Annotated in this window: 16 protein-coding genes; 3 read left to right on the forward strand and 13 right to left on the reverse strand. The window is 45.8% G+C overall.

Annotated elements, in window-relative coordinates; translation table 11 throughout:
- Positions 1–465: 465 nt before the first annotated feature.
- Entirely contained in the window at positions 466–1,392 is a 927-nt protein-coding gene (locus MKX34_RS28365; protein ID WP_339205485.1) for an IS3 family transposase, read from the reverse strand.
- A complete protein-coding gene (locus MKX34_RS28370) occupies positions 1,341–1,658 on the reverse strand; it encodes a transposase (protein WP_036683594.1) in 318 nt (105 codons plus the stop codon). Before MKX34_RS28370 ends, MKX34_RS28365 begins: the two co-directional genes overlap by 52 nt.
- A 71-nt stretch (positions 1,659–1,729) precedes the next feature.
- Here MKX34_RS28370 and MKX34_RS28375 point away from each other — a divergent pair, with 71 nt between their 5' ends.
- Complete coding sequence (locus MKX34_RS28375) at positions 1,730–2,020, forward strand: hypothetical protein (RefSeq protein ID WP_143763739.1); 291 nt, start codon at positions 1,730–1,732, stop codon at positions 2,018–2,020.
- A 79-nt stretch (positions 2,021–2,099) separates the two neighbouring features.
- On the opposite strand, the gene MKX34_RS28380 is transcribed toward MKX34_RS28375, so the two are convergent.
- The 4 genes from MKX34_RS28380 to xylA form a co-directional block, all read right to left on the reverse strand.
- A complete protein-coding gene (locus MKX34_RS28380) occupies positions 2,100–3,650 on the reverse strand; it encodes a response regulator transcription factor (RefSeq protein ID WP_076296861.1) in 1,551 nt (516 codons plus the stop codon).
- The gene (locus MKX34_RS28385) at positions 3,647–5,434 is read right to left on the reverse strand and encodes a sensor histidine kinase (protein WP_036680245.1); all 1,788 of its coding nucleotides are present in this window, start codon (positions 5,432–5,434) and stop codon (positions 3,647–3,649) included. The genes MKX34_RS28380 and MKX34_RS28385 overlap by 4 nt, the downstream gene beginning before the upstream one ends.
- A gap of 207 nt (positions 5,435–5,641) precedes the next feature.
- Entirely contained in the window at positions 5,642–7,138 is a 1,497-nt protein-coding gene (gene xylB, locus MKX34_RS28390) for a xylulokinase (RefSeq protein ID WP_038573349.1), read from the reverse strand.
- 250 nt (positions 7,139–7,388) lie between these two features.
- Positions 7,389–8,705 carry a xylose isomerase gene (gene xylA, locus MKX34_RS28395; RefSeq protein WP_036680248.1) on the reverse strand — a complete coding sequence of 439 codons (1,317 nt, stop codon included), beginning with the start codon at positions 8,703–8,705 and terminating at the stop codon, positions 7,389–7,391.
- A gap of 268 nt (positions 8,706–8,973) precedes the next feature.
- On the opposite strand from xylA, the gene MKX34_RS28400 reads away from it, so the two are divergent.
- Both MKX34_RS28400 and MKX34_RS28405 read left to right on the forward strand, forming a co-directional pair.
- A complete protein-coding gene (locus MKX34_RS28400) occupies positions 8,974–10,134 on the forward strand; it encodes an ROK family transcriptional regulator (RefSeq protein ID WP_076296862.1) in 1,161 nt (386 codons plus the stop codon).
- 193 nt (positions 10,135–10,327) lie between these two features.
- Positions 10,328–10,528 carry a hypothetical protein gene (locus tag MKX34_RS28405; RefSeq protein WP_036680251.1) on the forward strand — a complete coding sequence of 67 codons (201 nt, stop codon included), beginning with the start codon at positions 10,328–10,330 and terminating at the stop codon, positions 10,526–10,528.
- A 135-nt stretch (positions 10,529–10,663) separates the two neighbouring features.
- Here MKX34_RS28405 and MKX34_RS28410 read toward each other — a convergent pair whose 3' ends face one another.
- The 7 genes from MKX34_RS28410 to deoC form a co-directional block, all read right to left on the reverse strand.
- Complete coding sequence (locus MKX34_RS28410; protein ID WP_036680252.1) at positions 10,664–10,900, reverse strand: glutaredoxin family protein; 237 nt, start codon at positions 10,898–10,900, stop codon at positions 10,664–10,666.
- A 68-nt stretch (positions 10,901–10,968) separates the two neighbouring features.
- Positions 10,969–11,910, reverse strand: a complete 942-nt coding sequence (trxB, locus tag MKX34_RS28415) for a thioredoxin-disulfide reductase (RefSeq protein WP_036680254.1) — start codon at positions 11,908–11,910, stop codon at positions 10,969–10,971.
- Between the two features lie 183 nt (positions 11,911–12,093).
- A complete protein-coding gene (locus MKX34_RS28420; protein ID WP_076296863.1) occupies positions 12,094–14,058 on the reverse strand; it encodes a heavy metal translocating P-type ATPase in 1,965 nt (654 codons plus the stop codon).
- Positions 14,059–14,382: 324 nt separating this feature from the next.
- Positions 14,383–15,522 carry a 3-dehydroquinate synthase gene (gene aroB / locus MKX34_RS28425; protein ID WP_076296864.1) on the reverse strand — a complete coding sequence of 380 codons (1,140 nt, stop codon included), beginning with the start codon at positions 15,520–15,522 and terminating at the stop codon, positions 14,383–14,385.
- Positions 15,523–16,799: 1,277 nt separating this feature from the next.
- Positions 16,800–17,870, reverse strand: coding sequence for a hypothetical protein (locus MKX34_RS28430; protein WP_076296865.1), 1,071 nt, complete (start codon positions 17,868–17,870; stop codon positions 16,800–16,802).
- Between the two features lie 210 nt (positions 17,871–18,080).
- A complete protein-coding gene (locus MKX34_RS28435; protein WP_036680260.1) occupies positions 18,081–19,373 on the reverse strand; it encodes a homocysteine synthase in 1,293 nt (430 codons plus the stop codon).
- A gap of 311 nt (positions 19,374–19,684) precedes the next feature.
- On the reverse strand, positions 19,685–20,362 hold the full coding sequence (gene deoC, locus MKX34_RS28440; protein ID WP_036680262.1) for a deoxyribose-phosphate aldolase: 678 nt from the start codon (positions 20,360–20,362) through the stop codon (positions 19,685–19,687).
- Between the last annotated feature and the right edge of the window lie 216 nt (positions 20,363–20,578).

Here is a 20,578-nt window from a genome sequence, read left to right on the forward strand (position 1 = left end):
GTACATGGAGTCCGATAAATCGAAATTGGACTCGAAATAGCCCAAATAACGACTCTGGAGTCCGTCATACCCGCGAATGAAGACTGTAATGTGCTCTCAGATGAGGCGTAACAAGTATACCCGTAACCCCTGCCCTGCTCCTCAACGAAAACCTCCGTATGGTTCAATTAAAATTAATTACTTTAATATCATCTTAGCTAGAAAATATTACCTGATCCGTCAGTACTTTAACTATTTCAGATACATATTCCTTATATGCACATACCGAGTCGACATTATCTGTTGTACCTGCAATTTCTTATCCTGAAGGAGGGTAATAGGAGAGCAATGAAAAACAAAAACATCAAGGTATTATTATTGATTATCGCCGCAGTATTATTGACACTAAATTTATTTCAATTCAATAACAACGTAAGTCATAACAGATTAATGGATAGGTTGGACCTCTGTCAAGAAAGTGGACAGTCACGCAACAGACATTCTAGTCAATTGCTCAGCAAAACGAACTGGAGAAAGATACCCCAGCGCGCCATGCATTCGCTTGCGGTTATAGTAAAACTCAATATATTGAAAAAGTGTCTGGTAGGCTTGCTCCTTAGTTTTGAATCGTGGATTACAATAAATGAGCTCCTTTTTCAAAATGCTGTGCCACGACTCGATACAGGCGTTATCATAACAGTTACCTCTGCGGCTCATGCTGGGCTCCATGCCATACGCTTTCAACTGCTGCGTGTATTCATGAGATGTATATTGAGAACCTCTATCGGAGTGATGTAATAGACCCTTTTCCGGTTGTTTAGCTTCGTAAGCATCTTGTAAGGCGCCCGAAATTAAGCTAGTTTCCATATGGTTCTCCAAGCGCCACCCCACGATTTCGCGCGTGCAAAGGTCCATTACACTAGCCAGGTACAAGCGCCCTCCCCGGCAAGGAATGTACGTAATGTCGGTAACCCATACTGAATTGGGTTTGAGTATTTTAAATTGCTGGTTCAGCGTATTCGGGGCAATCGGATGGTCATGATTGGAGTCGGTGGTCTGTACGCGATACGTTTTGGAGACAATGGAGCGAAGCTTCATATGTCGCATGTACACACTCACCGTGCGTTCGGTAACGGTATAACCTTCTTGATGCAACAGGCGAGTGATCTTCGGACTCCCATACCGCTTTTGATGGTCTGCAAAATGATACTGAATTCGCTTCATTATCGCAGCCTTACGAAGCATATGCGTACTGTTTTTTTCTGTCCGCCACTTGTAGTACCCGCTCCGTGACACATGTAGGGTCATGCACATCTTCTCCAAGAGAAACTCGGAGCGATGTTTTTCAATAAACTGGAATCTCAGTTCCTTGGTTTGCTGAAGATGTGCACTGCTTTTTTTACGATCGCTAATTCCTCTTCCACATCAGCAATCTTGTTATCTTTTTCTTGAAGTTGACGGCTCATTTCTTTCAACTGTGCCTCGAGTTCCCGTACTCGATCCACGCTAGCTGCCGGTTCATTCTTTAGTTCTCGATACTGGCTCATCCATTGATGCAGGGTACTTTTTGGGATGTTGAGCTCTTCCGCCAAGTCGCCCACTGTCTTTGTTTGCTCTTGGATGAACTGCACTGTCTGTTTTTTAAATTCTTCGTTATACCGTTGTCGATGTTCTCCCATGTGAACACACCTCCGTGGACTCATTATCGCCAGTCTGTTAACTACTGTCCACTTTTTATTCTAGCTTCAGGTTGGACCTTAATCTGACATCAGAACTCGACGGTCTAAGACTGGAATTAGAACGATCCTCAACACCAAGCATTCTTGCTGTAGAGCAAGCGAGTAAAATTGCTGCCCTTTCGACGTATTCAACATTAGGGTTCGATTATGGATATACCTTGGAAACCAGAATACATGACAAATATGTGCAAAATGAACCTTTTAAAAAGATGGATCAAATTCAAGAGTTACTTCTAGCCCTTCTAAAAGACCCTGCAAATCAAGAATTGCAGCAACGATTAGATTTATTATTAGTGAAGTAGCTTTAATTTAAGAAAAAAAAGCCACAGCTAAAGCTCAGGTTATACCTGAACTGCAACTGTGGCTTTTTGGGCTTCTATTTTAGATGTTTTTGCGAAAAGAACTCGGGGAGAGCCCTACATATTTACGGAACTTGGCGTTGAAGTAATCGGGGTTCATGTACCCTACTTTCTCGGCCACCTCATATACTTTCATGCCTTGTGCTAGGAATTGCTTCGCCTTCTCAATCCGCACTTTGTCAACATACGTATTGAAGTATTCACCGGTAGTGTTCTTGAACATTTTACCTAGATATGCGCTGTTGTAATTAAATAACTCGGATAAGGTCTCAAGCTTAAGATTCTCATTGTAACGGCGGTTGATTAGCTCCGTAATTTTTTTGATCTCATTCCCTTTGCTGCCACTGGACATTTGATCGGCGATCTCCGCCATGAAATTGACGGCCTGCTCTTGCAGGTCTACCAGATAGTGACTATGGTAGAGCTCACCGATCGGCGGGGAATGCTTAGCGGCATTGCTGCGAATCTCTGGATAGACCGGTTCGAGACGGGCCAACACCGTGCTGAGAATCCGCACAAATGTATCTTTGATCTGCTGCTCCTCACTGCCCGCAGCCAGTAGCTCCGCACAGATCGTATCCACTAGCGGTTCAATGGCAGCGCGGCTTCCGGTTTCAACAGCCAGCATTAGGCGGCTCTCCGCATCCTGCCCTTCTTCGGCGTAAGCCTCCGTCACTCCAGGAAACAACATACCGGAGAGATCGGCGCTGATCAGAATCCCTTTGCGGTAAAAGAATGCCCGGCGCAGCAGTTCACGCGCCACTTGAAAAGACTGTGCCGCCTCTTCTGGTCCAGCTACTGGGCCTCCAGTTGCTGCACTGAAGTCGTACCCCTCGCGGCAAATTAAGGAAGAAAGCTCTTCCATCAGCCGCTCCTGTTCCTGCTCTCCTGGTAGCGGCTCTTGCAGCAGGAATCCAATATATGGCGGCATCGTGAAAAACATCCGCTCTTCACTGCTGCCAAAATACTGTTCTACCGCGGCCTTAACGGCCCGCTCTCCTTCCTCACTGCCGCCCGCAGACGCGAGTAGTTCGAGTAGGATCACTTCGACACGGTCTGGTTTAAGACCCAGTGCTGCCGCATGCTTAGCAGGATCATTCTCCCCCTCCTCCGCAGTTGAAGGCTGCAGCAATGCACGCAGCAGGCTTTCGCGATTACGGGCAGGCTCCTCTTCATTCCAGCGGCTAAAGCGATCTTCCTGAGCGATCGTGACTCTGAGTTCCTCCAAATAGTTGATTAGCTCTTCCTCATCCACCGGCTTCAGTAAATAGCCGTCAATGCGGTAAGAAATGGCTCGTTTGGCATACTCAAAGTCCGCATGACCACTTAAAATTAGCACATGGCTGGTCGAGCCTTCTTCGCGCAGCTCACCGATTAACTCCAGCCCGTCCATACCAGGCATGCGGATATCCACCACAATCAGTTCCGGATAAAAAATATGATATTTCTCCTGAGCTTGCAAGCCGTTGGCGGCCGTAGCCACCACCGTATACCCTAGCTCTTCCCAAGGGATTAGAGCCCGAAGGCCTTCCCGCAGCTTTGGCTCATCATCAACAATCAATACTTTGATCATAGATTTATGTCCTCCATTGGAATACGAAACGTAATAGATGTTCCTTCATTCATCCGGCTTTCGATATTCAGTCCATATTCAACACCGTAGGATAACTTCAAACGGTCGTGTACATTGCGCAGCCCGATCCGTGCCTCTTCCTGCTCATCACGAACCTCAAGGGTATAACGGATCTGCTCCAGCTTGTCCGGAGTGATCCCGGCTCCATTATCGGTAATGGTAAAGACCGCATGATTCTGCTCACGCTTGATATTCACCGTAACCATTGCTCCATCCATCGTGTTGTCCAGCCCATGAATCACCGCATTTTCCACAAGCGGCTGCACAATCAGCGGCGGGATGTAGAGTGATTCGACGGCAGGGTCTACAATAAATTGATATTTCAAACGATCCTCATAACGGAATTGCTGAATATCCAAATAACAACGAACCACTTCAAGCTCCTGGCTAAGCAAAATTTTACTTCGGCCTACCTCCAGATTACTGCGCATCATTTTGCCAAGAAGACGCACTACCCGTGCAATCTCCACTTGCCCTTTCATATGGGCCTCCATACGAATAGATTCCAGCGCATTGAACAAGAAATGAGGATTGATCTGGCTTGCCAGCATTTTAAAACGGATATCATTCTGTTTCTGTTCCAGCAGACTGTTCTGGTCATTAGATTCCTGTACCTCGTACATCAAATCGTTAATACTCCGCACCATAGAATTGAATTGACGAGCTAACAGAGCAATTTCATCTTTACCATCAATTTTTAATGAAGTGTCAAAATCACCCGTACTAACGCGGTTAATATGTCTGCTTAACTGCAATAATCGACGTGAAAATAACGAAGAGAAACTATATATGATTAAAAAGGCCAATAAAACGCTTACGGCAATCACGGTAATCGAAAGCTTAATCACCCGATTAGGTTCTTTGACTATACTATCAATAGAAAAAACAGAAATAATTCGCAGGGCGTTACGGCTGGCTTGTGGTTTAAGTTCTTCTATCACTATTTTGGAGGCTTCACCATCTACTTCTGCCTCATAGCTCCCGCTTCCTTGCCCCAAAAGCTTTGTATCAAAAGAAACATCTGCCAGTTTCTTTCCTGTTCGATCGCTCCGGTTCGCAGCAATGATGTTATCCTGATCATCCACGATCATGGTATCAAATGATTCCTGGCTCAGAATTGAAGTTAGCTGGTGACTGTTTACATTAATAACGAGCACGCCAATTTTACTGGAGCCCTCCAGCTCGATTTTGCGGACAAGGCTTAAATAATTCCGCTGATCACGCTCATCCTCTATATATTCCCAACCGACGAGGCTATCGTACCGCTGTGCTCTCTGATACCACTGGCTCTCCTTAATGGCAGACGAAGGATTAATCAGCTCCCAGTTGTTAAGCAGCGTAGCATTATCAGTGTATAAACGTATGTTGGATATGTCTTTATATAATCTTAGGTATTCACGCATATCAGTGTAATCCCGATAAGCCTCAACCACATCATAAGTGCTTACATACTGGCGTATGGCGAGTTTTTTCAGCCGGGCATCATTGGACAATCGATACGCTATATCTTGCGATACACCGATGACTTCTTCTGTTCTTTTTTTTACCCGATCTACGTTAATTGAAGCTTGCTCCAGTGCATTCTCAAACGCCATGGTCCTCATCTCAATCGTAAGATAACCACCTACCAGTAATACCGGCAAAAGTGTAGTCAGTAAAAAAGCAAGCAGCAGCTTATTGCGGATTTTGATGTCATTCAGCAACTTAACAAACCATTGAAACATGGCCTTTCGCCCCCCGAAACCTTCGCTATCTCATTTACAGGCTGCCACTACCTTGGAGATATTCCATACTTTACAGAAGAAAAATGAAAACGGCAACATTTTTGAATATTGCCGTTCATCACCTCTATAAAGAAGATGGTCTTTAAAAAGGCCTTCCGCCAGATGCGAAAGACCTTTTTTATATCAGACAGATAGATAAATGGCGCTTTATTGGCGATATGCAGCCAGCTTGTTATTCAATTCGCGGGTCTGGCCGTAAACTTCCTGATAGAGGTTGAATAAACCATCATAGATTGCCGTTTGTTTCGGATCTGGTTTATAAACATCAGCAGGACGGATAAACGCTTCTGCACATTCCGCAAGGGATGTGAACCATCCGCTTCCATAAGCCGCCAGCATAGCTGCTCCCATTGCCGGACCCTGCTCACTTTCTAGCTTCACGATAGATGCATTGAAAATATCAGCCTGCATTTGCAGCCAAGCCTCATTTTTAGCTCCACCACCAATTGCAATGATCTCTGTAATCTCTTTGCCTGACTCACGTACAATCTCAATTGATTCACGCAGTGAGAAGGTAATGCCTTCTAATACTGCTCGTGTAAAATGCGTCAACGTATGCCCTGAATCCATACCAATAAAGCTTCCGCGAATATTTGCATCTGGATGTGGTGTACGTTCTCCTACAATATAAGGAGTGAATAACAGGCCGCCGCTGCCAGCTGGAATAGAGGAAACTCCGCTTAACAGCTCATCAAAGCTTTTGTCCGCCGCAAAGGTTTCTTTAAACCACGTAAGGCTATGACCAGCAGCTAGTGTAACCCCCATAATATAGTAGGCATCTTTTTCACCATGGTTAAAGAAATGGACTTTGCCTTCGAGATTCAAATCTTTATTGCTCTCATAAGAAAGAACTACACCAGATGTACCAATACTGCACATGGTCCGGCCTTCTCCCAATACACCCGCTCCGAGCGCGCCACAAGCATTATCCGCACCACCAGCAAATACCTTCGTTGAAGATAAAAGACCTGATGCTTCAGCAATGTCCGGCAATAAGGTTCCAGTCTGTTCAAAGGATTCTACCAATCTAGGACAAAGAGAAAGTGGAAGTTCAAAAGCCTCTGCGATTTCTGCGCTCCATTCTTTAGAGCCTACATCCAATAGCAACGTTCCGGCAGCATCGGAGTAATCCATTGCATAATCACCCGTCAACCGATAGCGTACATAGTCTTTTGGCAGCAGGAACTGATGCGCCTGTGATAATACTTCTGGTTCATTCTCTTGAACCCACAGAATCTTAGGCAGTGTAAAACCTTCCAATGCTTTGTTTCTAGCGATATCGATCAACTTCGCTCCAAGCGTCTTCTCAATCTTACGGCATTGTGCAGTAGTACGGGTATCATTCCAAAGAATAGCTGGACGCAGCACTTGCCCTTCTTTATCTACCAGTACCAATCCGTGCATTTGTCCGGAGAAACTTAGACCGTCTACTTGTGACGGGTCTATGCCTGATACTTCAATCAGACGGCGCAGGCTGACCAGCGTACCTTTTACCCAATCCTCAGGATTTTGCTCACTCCAGTTCGGTTGGGGTCTGCTTAGCGGGTAGGACTCGGAATGCTCAAAAGCCACCTTCCCCTGCGGGTCCACTAGAACAGTCTTCACTGCACTAGTCCCCAAATCAACACCTATAACGTATTTCATTTTTGACCTCCTAAAAGTTTTATGGAGCTTAGCTTCTTGATTCTCTTCGCAATAAAACTCGCTTCGTAAGCATCTGCTTAGTTTTATGAGCGTTTACTACGTTGAGTTACTTCGAATAAAACTTACTTCGTAAGCATCCGCTTAGTTTTGGCTACAAAAAGGGGGCTGCCGAAGAATGCTCTCTTCAGCAACCCCCGTTGCATTTGTTCAAACTAGACTCAAAGCTTAAGCTTCAAGCTCCCTGTAAAAACTACTCAGCCAAGATGTATTGGTTAAGGGTAGCTCTCAGGTATTCTTGACGTCCGGATTGGTTAGGACGTGGGTTCTCATTGTTCAAAGCATATTCAGCCAAAGAAGCCAATGTTGCTTTACCTGAAACGATGTCTGCACCAACGCCTTCAGTGAAGCTGCTGTAGCGTTTGTCAACGAAGTCTTCGAATACGCGATCTTCGATCAATTTAGCAGCAACTTTTAAGCCTTTTGCGTAAGTATCCATACCAGCAATGTGTGCCAAGAACAGATCTTCTGGCTCGAAGGAAGGACGACGTACTTTAGCATCGAAGTTAATTCCGCCTTTGCCAAGACCGTCATTCTTCAATACTTCATAAAGAGTAAGTGTTGCATCGTAGATGTTAACTGGGAATTCATCAGTATCCCAACCAAGCAGTGTATCCCCTTGGTTAGCGTCAAGTGATCCAAGCATGCCATTAATACGAGCTACACGAAGTTCATGTTCAAAAGTATGACCTGCAAGCGTAGCGTGGTTAGCTTCAAGGTTCAGCTTGAAGTGCTTGTCGAGCTTGTATTTTTGCAAGAACGAAATTGTTGTTGCTGCATCGAAATCATATTGATGTTTAGTAGGCTCTTTTGGTTTAGGTTCGATCAGGAATTGACCATCAAAACCAATTTCCTTAGCGTAATCTACAGCCATGCTGAACAGACGTGCAATGTTATCTTGTTCAAGACCCATATCTGTATTCAGCAATTCTTCGTAACCTTCACGGCCGCCCCAGAATACATAGTTGCTTGCGCCCAGACGTTTACCAACTTCCAGACCTTTCTTCACTTGTGCTGCTGCATGTGCGAAAACATCAGCGTTAGGTGTAGAACCTGCACCGTGCATATAACGTGGGTTAGTGAACATATTAGCTGTATTCCACAGCAATTTCTTGCCGGAAGTCTTCATGCCTTGTTCAAGGATATCAACGATAGTGTCGATGTTGCTGTAGAACTCACGCAAAGATGCGCCTTCTGGTGCGATATCTACATCATGGAAGCAGAAGTAAGGCAGATCCATCTTGTCCATAAATTCGAATGCTGCTTCAGCGCGAGCTTTAGCTTTATCAAGACCACTCAATTTGTCCCAGCTGCGAATTGCAGTTTCAGCGCCAAACGGATCAGAACCGCCAGCAGTTAATGTATGCCAATAAGCCATTGCAAATTTCAGATGTTCCTCCATAGTTTTGCCGGCTACGACTTCTTTAGGATTGTAGAATTTAAATGCATAAGGGTTGGTGGAACGGCTTCCCTCGTAAGAGATTTTGTTCACTGTCTCAAAATAAGCCATTGTGTAATCCTCCTCATATTGTGCTACGCTAGCAAGCGTTTACAGCATCATCTTAACACATCTTTTTGACTTTGTATATTGGTTAAACAAAGTTTTTTTATAAAATTTCCGCCTCTTTAAGTCTCCCTTGCCTATCCGTTTAATATTCAAAAAATCCAACAAACATAGATTTCCTCTTTTCTGCCGATGTATTGCAATTTCCAGCACATCACTCTAGACTAAGTGGCATACAACAAAAGGGAACTATGCTAAAAAGGATGTGTGTTTCGTGAAGGTTACCGGAGATCAGGCGCTGGTCAAAAAAATCAATAAATCGATCGTACTACATACTATTCGAAGGAACTCTCCGCTCTCGCGCGCTAAGGTTTCAGAGATGACCGGACTAAATAAGGCCACCGTATCCAATCTGGTGGCTGAGCTATGCGCTCAAGAATTAGTGACTGAAGTTGGACCAGGTCAATCCAGTGGCGGCCGTAAGCCGCTAATGCTGCATTTTAACAGCATGGCCGGCAGTGTAATCGGTATAGAGCTACGGGTGAAGCAACTGACAGCCGTCTTATGTGATTTAAGTGGTGGCATTCTTTTCGAAAGCGATTTCTCCCTGGACAATCATGCTCTGCCTTATGTATTGGAACGGATGAAAAAAACAATTTCAGACTTGATTGATAAAGCACCTGAATCCCCATACGGTATCGTCGGCATCGGAGTAGGTGTCCCCGGGATGGTGGATGAGAACGGGGTTGTTCTTTTTGCTCCCAACCTTGGCTGGGAAATGGTCGACCTGCGGGGTATTTTGGAGGGGGAATTCGCGGTTCCAGTCACTATTGATAACGAAGCTAACGCAGGTGCACAAGGTGAACTGAACTTTGGGGCGGCAAAAGATGTTAGACATCTGCTCTACATCAGTGCGGGTTCAGGGATCGGATCCGGTATTATTATTGGCGGCGAGCTGTACAAAGGTGCACGAGGATATGCCGGCGAGACCGGACATATGACGATTGAAGCAAAAGGCAAGCCGTGCAGTTGTGGGAGTCGTGGCTGTTGGGAGCTATATGCCTCGGAGAAAACCTATGACCATTCCGAGTTCTCCCTCCCTGCTCATACTACACAAGAACTGGTCCGTTATGCAGCCGCTGGACAAGAAGACGCCTTGCGCCACTTCTCATCTATGGGTGAATATCTCGGCATCGGAGTAACGAATCTAATCAATAGCTTTAATCCAGAGCTGATTGTCATCGGTGGAGCTTTATCCGAAGCAGAAGCCTGGTTAGGGGAGCCTCTTCGCGGGGTTGTCGCGGAGCGTACGCTTCCTTATCATAAGCAGCAGCTCGAGATTACCTTCTCCAAGCTGGGCAGCCGGGGCACGATGATAGGCGCGGGGTTCTCTGCGGTTATGCATTTTCTAGGCGATATTCGGGTCACCGTTTAATGTAGTCTAATGGACAACGATTTTGCGGGACAGTTTCACGAGTGAAATTCATAAGCGGATAGAATTGACGTAAAATTGACGCATTTAGGTGGATCAAAAGTGCAGTAAAAGCAACTTAAATCCTATATAATAAAGGATAAGTTAGTGTGACATTTATCACTACAACCCCTTTTTTGAAATGGAGAGCGAGTCCATGACCTATGTTGATACGTCTGATATCTCGGCACAGATGTTCATCACTGTGTTGCTTTTTCTGCTCATTATTGCCCCTTTGATCAGTCTCGGTGTGCTCCGTTTTTTTCAAGCCAAAAAGAAATCAGGATTCATTCTGATCGGCAGCGGTGTTGCTGTATACGTCCTATTTCAGATCATTACCTCTTTCACTCAAGCTTAAATTGAACTTTGCGATTTACATCATAAAAAATAGCCTGCGCATATAAGCGTCAGGCTATTTTTGTATACCTAGACCACAAAAAGGTCACCTCCAAAATGGAAGCGACCTTTTGCAATTTCTTCGCAGAAATCTTATTTAATTAACAGTCGCCAATGCTTTGTCGAACTGAGTTTTGTTCATCCCCACGATTTTGTACTCACCAATTACAGTTACAGGAACAGCTCTCATTCCCATATCCCAAACCTGCTGTGCGTAATCATCATTCTGCTCGATGTTACGTTCTTCATAGGCTACGCCTTTTTCGCTCAAAAAGCTCTTCACCTGACGGCAATGTGGACAATTTGTTGAAGTATATACAATTACATTTTCCATCATTAGACCTCCTATAGAAGATTACAGTTATGTTATTTATTGTAGCACTGGGAGTTTTCTATACCAAATTACAGAATGACCGCGCTATGTTCCAGACTTTCAATGTATTTCTCAGCATCCATAGCTGCCATACATCCACTGCCTGCTGCCGTAATCGCTTGTCTATAACGGGTATCCTGCACATCACCACAAGCGAATACGCCTGGGATATTAGTTTCAGAAGTACCGGGATTAGTCATGATATAACCTTCAGCATTAGTTGTGATTTGTCCACCCAAGAATGCAGTGTTAGGATGGTGGCCAATCGCCACAAACACTCCGCTTGCTTCAATGATTTCTTCTTGTCCTGTCTCATTGTTCAGCACTTTTAGTCCACTCACGCCTTTATCTCCAGAAGTTACTTCCAGAGGAGTACGATTCAGGCTCCAAGCTACCTTAACATTATCGCGAACGCGATCCTGCATGATCTTGGAAGCACGTAGTTCTTCACGACGGTGTACCAAAGTTACTTTGGAGGCAAAACGAGTCAAGAAACCCGCTTCCTCAAGCGCAGAATCACCACCGCCAACAACCACGATCTCTTTATTACGGAAGAAGAATCCATCACAGGTAGCACAGGTGCTCACACCGCGTCCCACATTATCCTGTTCGCCTGGGATACCGAGGTATTTTGCCGTAGCGCCAGTGGAAATGATCAAGGTATCCGTCGTAAGAACACCCAACCCTTCAACATTAAGCTTAAAAGGACGTTCTCCAAGTTCTACACTGTTCACCCAACCCGTACGGAATTCCGCACCAAAACGTTCAGCTTGTTTACGCATATTATCCATTAAGTCTGGACCCATAATCCCATCAGGAAATCCCGGGAAATTCTCCACTTCTGTAGTGGTGGTCAATTGTCCGCCAGGTTGGGGTCCTTCGATTACTAGTGGGTTTAAATTGGCACGAGCCAAGTAGATAGCAGCAGTCAACCCCGCCGGTCCGGTTCCAACAATTATTGATTTATACATATCTATATCCTCCTTGAGTTAGACGGCAGTGACGTCGCTTCTTATTTAAAATAATTATAATGTAGTCTTAATTATGCTAACTGAAAGCAAAAATGTCAATAAGCCAGACTCCCTCAAGGAAAAATCATTTGTGAACAATTTAATTTTTGACAATAAATAATGTACTACAACATCACTGACCACTTACCGCAACAATCGCAGCCCATTAAGAATAACCAATATCGTACTGCCTTCATGACCGATCACGCCAAAAGGAAGGGCGATGCCCTGCACAAAGTTACTGATCATCAGAACTGCGATTACTGTTACAGCAAAAATCATATTTTGCTTCACAATACGCTGTGAGCGCCGTGCCAATGAAATGGTCGAGGCGATCTCTTCAATATTATCATTCATAAGCACTACATCGGCGATCTCAAGCGCTGCACCACTGCCTTTCATGCCCATACCCATGCCAACAGTCGCTGTAGCCAGAGCAGGCGCATCATTCACACCGTCACCCACCATCACAACATTACCGTGCTTTTCACGAAGCGCCTTAATATGCTTTACTTTATCCTCTGGTAAAAGGTCGGCAAATACTAAATCTACTCCGGTTGAAGCCGCAATAACTTTTGCTGTAGCTTCCCGGTCACCCGTAAGCATAGCCACTTTAATCCCCAGCTCCTGCAGCTTCCGCACTGCGGCTTCTGCTTGTGGGCGAACTGTATCCTGCAATGCAATCATACCTGCAATATGCTCACCGTCCAAAATAATGGAGACAGTCTTCCCCTCTTCCGCCAACTGCTGCCGTTTAGTTCTCCAGAATGCAAGCTCAGAACTTATCGCAGACGAAGTCAGCTCATCCAGTAAATTGGACTTTCCAATTTTCCAGAGATGCCCGTCAACTTGACCTTCAATTCCCCAGCCAGTGATGGTTTTACTTTCCTGCACACCCCGCAGCTCCAGATATTCTTCCTCAGCTTTACGCACAATGGCTTCCGCCAATGGATGGCGGGACATATGCTCAATGGATGCGCTAATCGCCAGTAATTCTTCCCGGTTGTAGCCTTCAGCTGCAATAAAGTCTGTCACCTGCGGAGTTCCCTCTGTAAGGGTCCCTGTCTTATCAAAAGCTACAACAGAGGTCCGGGCCATATTTTCGAGGTGGACCCCACCTTTAAATAAAATCCCTTTTCGCGCACTTTTGGAAATGGCCGACAGCATCGCAGGCATAATCGATGAGACCAACGCACAAGGCGAGGCTACTACAAGAAAAACCATCGCTTTATAAAAGGTTGCGCTCCAGCTCCAGTCCAGCAAAAAGGGTGGAAGGAAAATAAGAGCCACAGTCGAGGCAACGACTACCCGTGCATAGATGGCTTCCAGTCTTTTAATGAATCGCTGTGAGTTTGGAACATCCGTCTCTGCTTCTTCTACCATCTTAATGATCTTTGAAAAAAGTGTGTTCTCTGCTGATTTCGTTACTTCAATATAAAGTGGACCTTCTCCATTGACCGTACCTGCGAATACTTCACTGCCGGCACATTTTTCAACAGGCTCTGACTCTCCTGTAATGGAAGCCTGATCTACTGCCGATTCTCCTCTGTACACCTTGCCGTCTGCAGGAATAAGATCCCCTGGACGTACAAGCAACAGATCTCCAATTACTAACTGATCAATAGCTACCTCGTTCATGCTTCCTTTTTCAATCCGCATGGCTGTGGCAGGTTTCAAGGCCATAAGTGAGGAAATATCCTTCTTACTCCGTTCCATCGTATAGCTCTCTAAAGCTCCACTAAGCGCAAAAATAAAGATGAGCATAGCACCTTCATTCCAGTACCCAATGGTAGCTGCGCCTAGTGCAGCCGCAATCATCAGCAGGTTCACATCGAGATCACGTTCTTTGACGAGCGTCTCAACGCCTTCTTTGGCTTTGTTCCAGCCACCAATGGTATACGAAATAACATAAAGTACTATAGAGAAAACTTCTGACCAGCTACCCATAGCCCAAGCAAAAAGCATAAGCACTCCGCTGCCAAGCGCAGCCTGCATCTCGGAGTTGCTGAGCATGGCTCTCACATCGAACCGGCGTTTTGGAGCGCCTGGTTTCTTCATGCTGCCGGAGATTGAGGTTTGCTGGGGTAAATGTTTTGATGTTGCTTGCATAATAATCACCATCCTGAAAGTTTTGTGTAGGATTACTTCATTAACTTCTCTTCGCAACAAAACTTGCTTCGGGAGCACACGCTTTGTTTTGTCTAAATGATAATGAGAGCCATTCTTAAGACCCCTAAAATGACACATGCTGCCCCGGCTTAGCCGGGACAGCATGAATGATAACTATGAGTAGTGAGAATGATAATCATTGTTGCAACAGTACAACTATATTTCCTTAGCGCAACTTATATTTTAATAATACCACCTTGAACGAAAAAGTAAACCCTACCTTCTGGGCTATTCGTCATAAATTTAAAATAACGTTTTCCTATCTTAACTGCGTATTTTATTTAAAAGCTCGGATAGGACTTGCTCTTCGACTGGCGTCGAATAAGCTCCACCTTCAAAAGACTTCATCGCTCCAATTCCAGCTTGGAACACAAACCGTATACGCCCTTTGCGAACCTTTTTATCCGTATACATCTTATCGATCAGCATTCTATTTGTAATGGTTGCTGGTATTTCAGTCGGAAGTCCCGCCTTCTTCAACAAAGCAATCACACGCTGAGTTTCGTCAGCCGTTACATACCCCAACTGCTCTGCCAGCTGCACCTGAACCGCGAGTCCAATCGCAATAGCTTCACCATGTAATAATTCATAACCACTTAAAGCCTCTAACGCTCGGCCAGCAGTATGCCCCAAATTTAGAATTTGGCGCAGGTTGCTCTCCAGTTCGTCCTTTTCCACCACGCTGTACTTGATCTCACAATTATGAAAAGCAATCCGTTCGCAAACCTCTCGATCTAATACAAGTTCGCCTTCTAAGGAGACAACTCGCTCCATATTCTGTTCAAGAAACTCAAAAAAGTCAGCATCCGCGATGCAGGCATGTTTGATTGTTTCAGCCAAACCACTGCGAAGCTCACGTACCGGAAGCGTTCTCCAAGTGGCTAGGTCGATGTAGACCTTTTTAGGCTGATGAAAAACACCAATTAGATTGGTTGCAACCGGTGTATTCACGCCCGTTTTACCACCAATAGAAGCATCCGCTGCTGCTAAAAGGGTAGTTGCATAGTTCAAACTTGGCACTCCCCGACCAAATGTTCCAGCCAAAAAACCTGCCAAATCCGTTACCGCCCCGCCTCCAATGGCAAGGATACAGCAATCTCGTCCATAAGAACGGCTTAATAGCCGATCCTCCAGCTCTGCCTTCGTTTCTCGGGTTTTGGACTTCTCTCCAGCAGGGAAAGAAAAAAGCTCCGCTTGAAAATCATTCTGAAGCAGCAGTTCCAGCAAGGCTTGTCCATACAGGACTTCGACTTTGGAATCTGTAATAATCGCGAATTTGCTTACATTCTCGACAATTCCACGTTTTAAATCCTCAATCAGAGCGCCAAAAAGACCTTCCCCAATCTCAATATCGTAAGAATGATCTACGACCTTTTGCAAGCCAACTCTAAAATTCGTGGACATCTACAGCACTCCTATTCAGTAAGATGCTAATAAAATTCGAGCCTCCACTGTCAATATCCTGTTTATGTAAAATGTAAGAAGATGCTGGAAACAAATGTGAATGTTCCAAAACTAATGTTGCGCTGCAGCTACTGGTGATAGTACAGAGTTTGCGTGCAGTTAGTTTGAGTAGCTATATAGGACTCAGCTGACCCTAATCGCTGGTTTTAAACACATTTGGTATTCTAACGGACCCCATTGCAGCTATTGACTTGAAAAGCACCAAATATGTACCTCTTCCTAACGAATAGCGTCTCCGGTGTCCGAAACCATGCTTAAAAAGCTGAAATCAGGCAAATAGCGTCATCTGGGTCCTTAAGCATCGGGGGTTGAGGGGGGCGGAGGTTAGTGCCTAGTTTGAGTGCTGATTAGTTTAAGTGCGGAGGTTGAGCGCAGGGTATTAGTACGGTGGTTGGGCACAGGGTGGGAGTTCAGGAGGTTGAGGCGGAGTTTAAATGCAAAGCATGAGTGAAGATTAGTTTAAGTACGGTGGTTGGGCACAGGGTGGGAGTACGGAGGTTGGGTACAGGATAGGAGTTACAGGAGGTTGAGTGTGGAGGTTGAGCGTAAAGTATGAGTACGATAAGATTGATGAACGTATGATGCAAGTTGCTCGCGTATGTAGCTACTATCGGACTCAGCTGACCCTAATCGCTGGTTTTAAACACATTTGGTAATCTAACGGACCTCATTGCAGCTATTGACCTGAAAAGCACCAAATATGTACCTCTTCCTAACGAATAGCGTCTCTCGTGTCCGAAACCATGCTAAAAAAGCTAAAATCAGGCAAATAGCGTCATCTTGGTCCTTAAGCATCGGGGGTTGAGGAGTGCGGAGGTTAGTGCCTAGTTTGAGTACTGATTAGTTTAAGTGCAGTGGTGCACGATTAGTTTAAGTGCGGAGTTGAGTGCAGTGTTTGGGCACATGGTATGAGTACGGCGTTTAAATGCAAGCATGAGTGAAGATTAGTTTAAGCGCTGAGGTTGAGCACAGGTAGGAGCACGGCGTTTAAATACAAAGCATGAATACAGATTAGTTTAAATACGTAGGTTGAGTACAGTATTGAGCATGGAGGTTGAGTATAGTGATTGAGTAATGGGTTATATATACGCTGTTGAAGCAGGCAGCTAACGACCAAAAAAACAGAGCAACGATTCCCCGATAACCGGATAATCGCTGCTCTGAAGTCTTTTTACGATTCTTATATGAACTGCACCGTATCGTTCATCAGAAAAAGCTTACTGCCTTCCACCGGCGGCAGTATCCAGCGTTTCTCGCTGCCTGGCGATCCAGATCAGGCAGGCCGCTCTCAGCAGCGCTTCGGTCCGCTGACCGGCGCTGCAAAAGATCCCGCTGAGCCCGATCTGATACAGATCGGCCAAAGCCGACGCTGCCGGTGTCCCCGCGGCGAGCACCACCGCCGCCGGCTTCACGCTCGTCACGGCGGCAAAGATCTTCCCCGCCGCCAGGGCGAAGTCCTCCGCGGCGGTCTCTTCCGGCGCGTGTTCGCCCGCCGCGCCGTCCAGCACTAGGAAATCGGCGATACGCGCGATTTCCGCAGCGGCGGCAGGCTCCACATCGGGCGCGATCAGCGCCCCGATGCGGCATGCCGCCGCATAAGCGTGGCCGAGTGTCTGATCGGCCACGTCTTCGATGAATTCGCGCTTTGCGGCGAATTCGGCTGCACTTGCGGTGTAGGCGACCAGCAGGTCAAGGCGGCAATCGCCGCCTTGCCGCTGGCTCTCCGCCACCGCAGCGAACAGCGCTTCGAGCTGAGCGTCCTGAAGCGCGGCAAGCTTGGCGGGCTGCGCCACCGCAAGTGACTCTGGATGCAGCAGGGTGACCGCTGCCCATTCGCCATCCGGCGATTCAAGCAGCTCAGCAACAGCTGCGCGCAGACGATAAGAGATTCGCTGCAGAATACGCGCTGTTTGCAGTTCATCCTCGCTAGATAACCAATTCTCATAAAGACAGAACAGCTCTGGTTCCAGCAGCCATTCCTCACTCCGTATCAAACACGGGCCCGCTTGAACAGTCCTTGTTCCTTCCCGTCCAGCAAGACGTTCTTCTCTTCCTTCACGCAGCACTAGGAATGTCGATGGTTCCCCCGGCCGCTTAAAATAAGACCGCTTCAAAGGCTCAACGACATCCCTCTGCTCTACTCCAGCGATAAATTCTGCGGCAGCGGAGGCTACGGATCCAGCTTGGCTCATTTCCATTCCCACAGTCCGATCACCAGCCTTATACATGAACTTGAACGGGCGCTCTTCACTACTCCGCAAACCATCCTGCTGACGTTCACCCTTCATCCTCGCACCCACCCTTTATCTTTGGATTGCTGCCGGTATGCCAAGCTATATAACATAAGCGACCGACATTTCATTACCTACCTCACTTATAAATACGGGAGCCACACCTGAAATATGCAAGCGTTGCCAAATCCGATGAATATTCCAACTTTTTTAGGGAACAAAAAAAGCATTACCGCAGAGCGGTAATGCTTTTCGAAATATAAACTTTTATTGTTGACTGGCAGCAATAGCTTGCTCCAGATCATAGATAATATCATCAATGGACTCCGTCCCGATCGACAAACGCAGCAATTCCGGCGTTACTCCGGCTGTGATTTGCTCTTCATCCGACAGCTGTGCATGGGTTGTGCTCGCTGGGTGGATGATCAATGACTTGGAATCCCCAACATTCGCTAAATGAGAGAACAGCTTCACATTCTCAATCAGCTTACGTCCCGCAGCACTTCCACCTTTAATACCGAAAGTAAGGATCGCACCTTGGCCTTTAGGCAAATACTTTTGCGCTAATTCATGAGATGGATGCGTAGGAAGTCCCGAATAACTTACCCATTCCACATCTGAATGTGCCTCCAAATATTGCGCTACCTTTAGCGCATTCTGGCTATGACGTTCCATCCGCAAATGAAGAGTCTCCAGACCTTGCAGCAGCATCCAAGAGTTGAACGGAGAAATCGCCGCCCCTAAATCGCGAAGTAATTGAACGCGGGCTTTAATAATATAAGCAATCGGGCCCACTGCTTCCGTATACACCACTCCATGATAGCTTGGATCTGGCTCCGTAAGACCTGGGAATTTACCGCTTGCCTTCCAATCAAATTTACCGCCGTCAACAATAATCCCGCCAATGGATGTACCATGTCCACCGATGAATTTGGTTGCCGAATGGACAACAATGTCCGCGCCATGCTCAATCGGACGCAATAAATATGGACTTGGGAACGTGTTGTCTACGATGAGAGGAATCCCATGTTCATGGGCGATCGCTGCAACTGCCGCAATATCCAGAACATTTCCCTGCGGGTTGCCGATTGTTTCTGCATACAAGGCTTTGGTCTTATCTGTAATCGCAGCACGGAAGTTCTCAGGATTATCCGAATCTACGAAATGCACCTTAATACCAAGCTTAGGCAGTGTTGTCGAGAATAGATTATAAGTTCCGCCATATAGGCTTGCCGCAGATACAATTTCATCCCCAGCGCCCGCAATATTTAAAATGGAAAAGGAAATAGCCGCTGCACCGGAAGCTGTAGCAAGCGCACCCGCACCGCCCTCAAGTGCTGCCACACGCTGTTCAAATACATCCGTAGTTGGGTTCATCAGCCGAGTATAAATATTACCGAATTCTTTAAGCGCGAACAGATCCGCTGCATGATCAGCATCACGGAACCCGTAGGAAGTGGTCTGATAAAGCGGTACAGCACGTGAGAAAGTAGTTGGATCAATTTCCTGGCCTGCATGGACAGCCAAAGTTTCAAACGACAGCTTGCGATCTTCTGACATAGGTATTTCCTCCCCTATAATTAAGTATAGAAATGATTAACAATTTTGAATTGTACCCATTCTCTCACAAACCACGTCATTTGAAAAGAAAAAAATCTCATTATTCCGGTGTGAATTATTATACTTTGGTCAAATGCTTCTGCTAGTGCCCTCTACCTACTGGATAACGCTTTCAATATAAATTAATAAAAACCTCAACCTTATGTATAAAACACAATCGCTAATCAAATTGATCCGTTAATAGCTTGAATCAGGACAGCGGCGAATGAGCTTGTCCTCCTCACTCGCCGCTTCCGATTCAGCCCTTCGGCTTAGTAATTGCTTTGGCTTGTTTCGCCTTTAGCAATCGCTACACCACCACTAGTTCCAATACGGCTTGCACCTGCTTGTACCATTACATGTGCATCTTCTGCACTACGTACACCACCGGAAGCTTTTACACCGATATTAGGTCCAACTGTAGCACGCATAAGCGCGATATCTTCTTTCGTTGCCCCGCCTGTAGAGAATCCAGTGGATGTTTTTACGTAATCTGCTCCGGCCTCAACAGATAGCTTGCAGGCACGAACTTTTTCTTCTTCCGTTAACAGACAAGCCTCAATGATGACTTTTGTCAGGGCTTTGCCGCGCGCTGCATCTACAACAGCTGCAATATCACGTTTAACCAGCTCATCGTTGCCATCTTTTAATGCTCCGATATTGATGACCATATCCACCTCGCCTGCACCTTTAGCGATAGCATCGGTAGTCTCGAATGCTTTGCTCTCTGTTGTGGATGATCCCAGCGGGAAGCCGATTACTGTACATACTTTAACCTCAGGCGTATCTTTCAGCACTTCATGGGCAGTAGCTACCCAAGCAGGGTTTACGCAAACAGAAGCAAACTTATAAGTTTTAGCTTCCTCCGCCAATTTAATAATGTCTTCTTTCCGTGCATCTGCTTTAAGCAGTGTATGATCAATGATCCCCGATAGTGTAATTTCGCTCATTTTTATTATTCCTCCATGATTTGGATAGTAGTTTTTTTCATCTCTGTAATCATACCAATAGAACTGTGCTTTGCAAAGCAAACAAGGTGGGCATGCCTACCTCAAACCTTAATTTGTGCAGATTTTATGGATTTTAAGTAGTTTATCATTCCCTAAATTATCTTTTTAAAAAAATAAAGGTTTAATCCCCTAAACTTTCCCAATTAAAAATACGAT

The organism is Paenibacillus sp. FSL R5-0636, assembly GCF_037974255.1.
In the GTDB taxonomy this organism is placed as follows: domain Bacteria; phylum Bacillota; class Bacilli; order Paenibacillales; family Paenibacillaceae; genus Paenibacillus_AQ; species Paenibacillus_AQ odorifer.

Bases quoted from the DNA above. Each gene is read 5' to 3' on its own strand.
- deoC (WP_036680262.1), bottom strand. From the start codon at position 20,362: ATGAGCGAAATTACACTATCGGGGATCATTGATCATACACTGCTTAAA.
- xylB (WP_038573349.1), bottom strand. From the start codon at position 7,138: ATGAAATACGTTATAGGTGTTGATTTGGGGACTAGTGCAGTGAAGACT.
- trxB (WP_036680254.1), bottom strand. From the start codon at position 11,910: ATGTATAAATCAATAATTGTTGGAACCGGACCGGCGGGGTTGACTGCT.
- MKX34_RS28420 (WP_076296863.1), bottom strand. From the start codon at position 14,058: ATGCAAGCAACATCAAAACATTTACCCCAGCAAACCTCAATCTCCGGC.
- MKX34_RS28380 (WP_076296861.1), bottom strand. From the start codon at position 3,650: ATGATCAAAGTATTGATTGTTGATGATGAGCCAAAGCTGCGGGAAGGC.
- aroB (WP_076296864.1), bottom strand. From the start codon at position 15,522: ATGTCCACGAATTTTAGAGTTGGCTTGCAAAAGGTCGTAGATCATTCT.
- MKX34_RS28405 (WP_036680251.1), top strand. From the start codon at position 10,328: ATGACCTATGTTGATACGTCTGATATCTCGGCACAGATGTTCATCACT.
- MKX34_RS28370 (WP_036683594.1), bottom strand. From the start codon at position 1,658: ATGGGAGAACATCGACAACGGTATAACGAAGAATTTAAAAAACAGACA.
- MKX34_RS28385 (WP_036680245.1), bottom strand. From the start codon at position 5,434: ATGTTTCAATGGTTTGTTAAGTTGCTGAATGACATCAAAATCCGCAAT.
- MKX34_RS28410 (WP_036680252.1), bottom strand. From the start codon at position 10,900: ATGGAAAATGTAATTGTATATACTTCAACAAATTGTCCACATTGCCGT.
- xylA (WP_036680248.1), bottom strand. From the start codon at position 8,705: ATGGCTTATTTTGAGACAGTGAACAAAATCTCTTACGAGGGAAGCCGT.
- MKX34_RS28435 (WP_036680260.1), bottom strand. From the start codon at position 19,373: ATGTCAGAAGATCGCAAGCTGTCGTTTGAAACTTTGGCTGTCCATGCA.
- MKX34_RS28430 (WP_076296865.1), bottom strand. From the start codon at position 17,870: ATGAAGGGTGAACGTCAGCAGGATGGTTTGCGGAGTAGTGAAGAGCGC.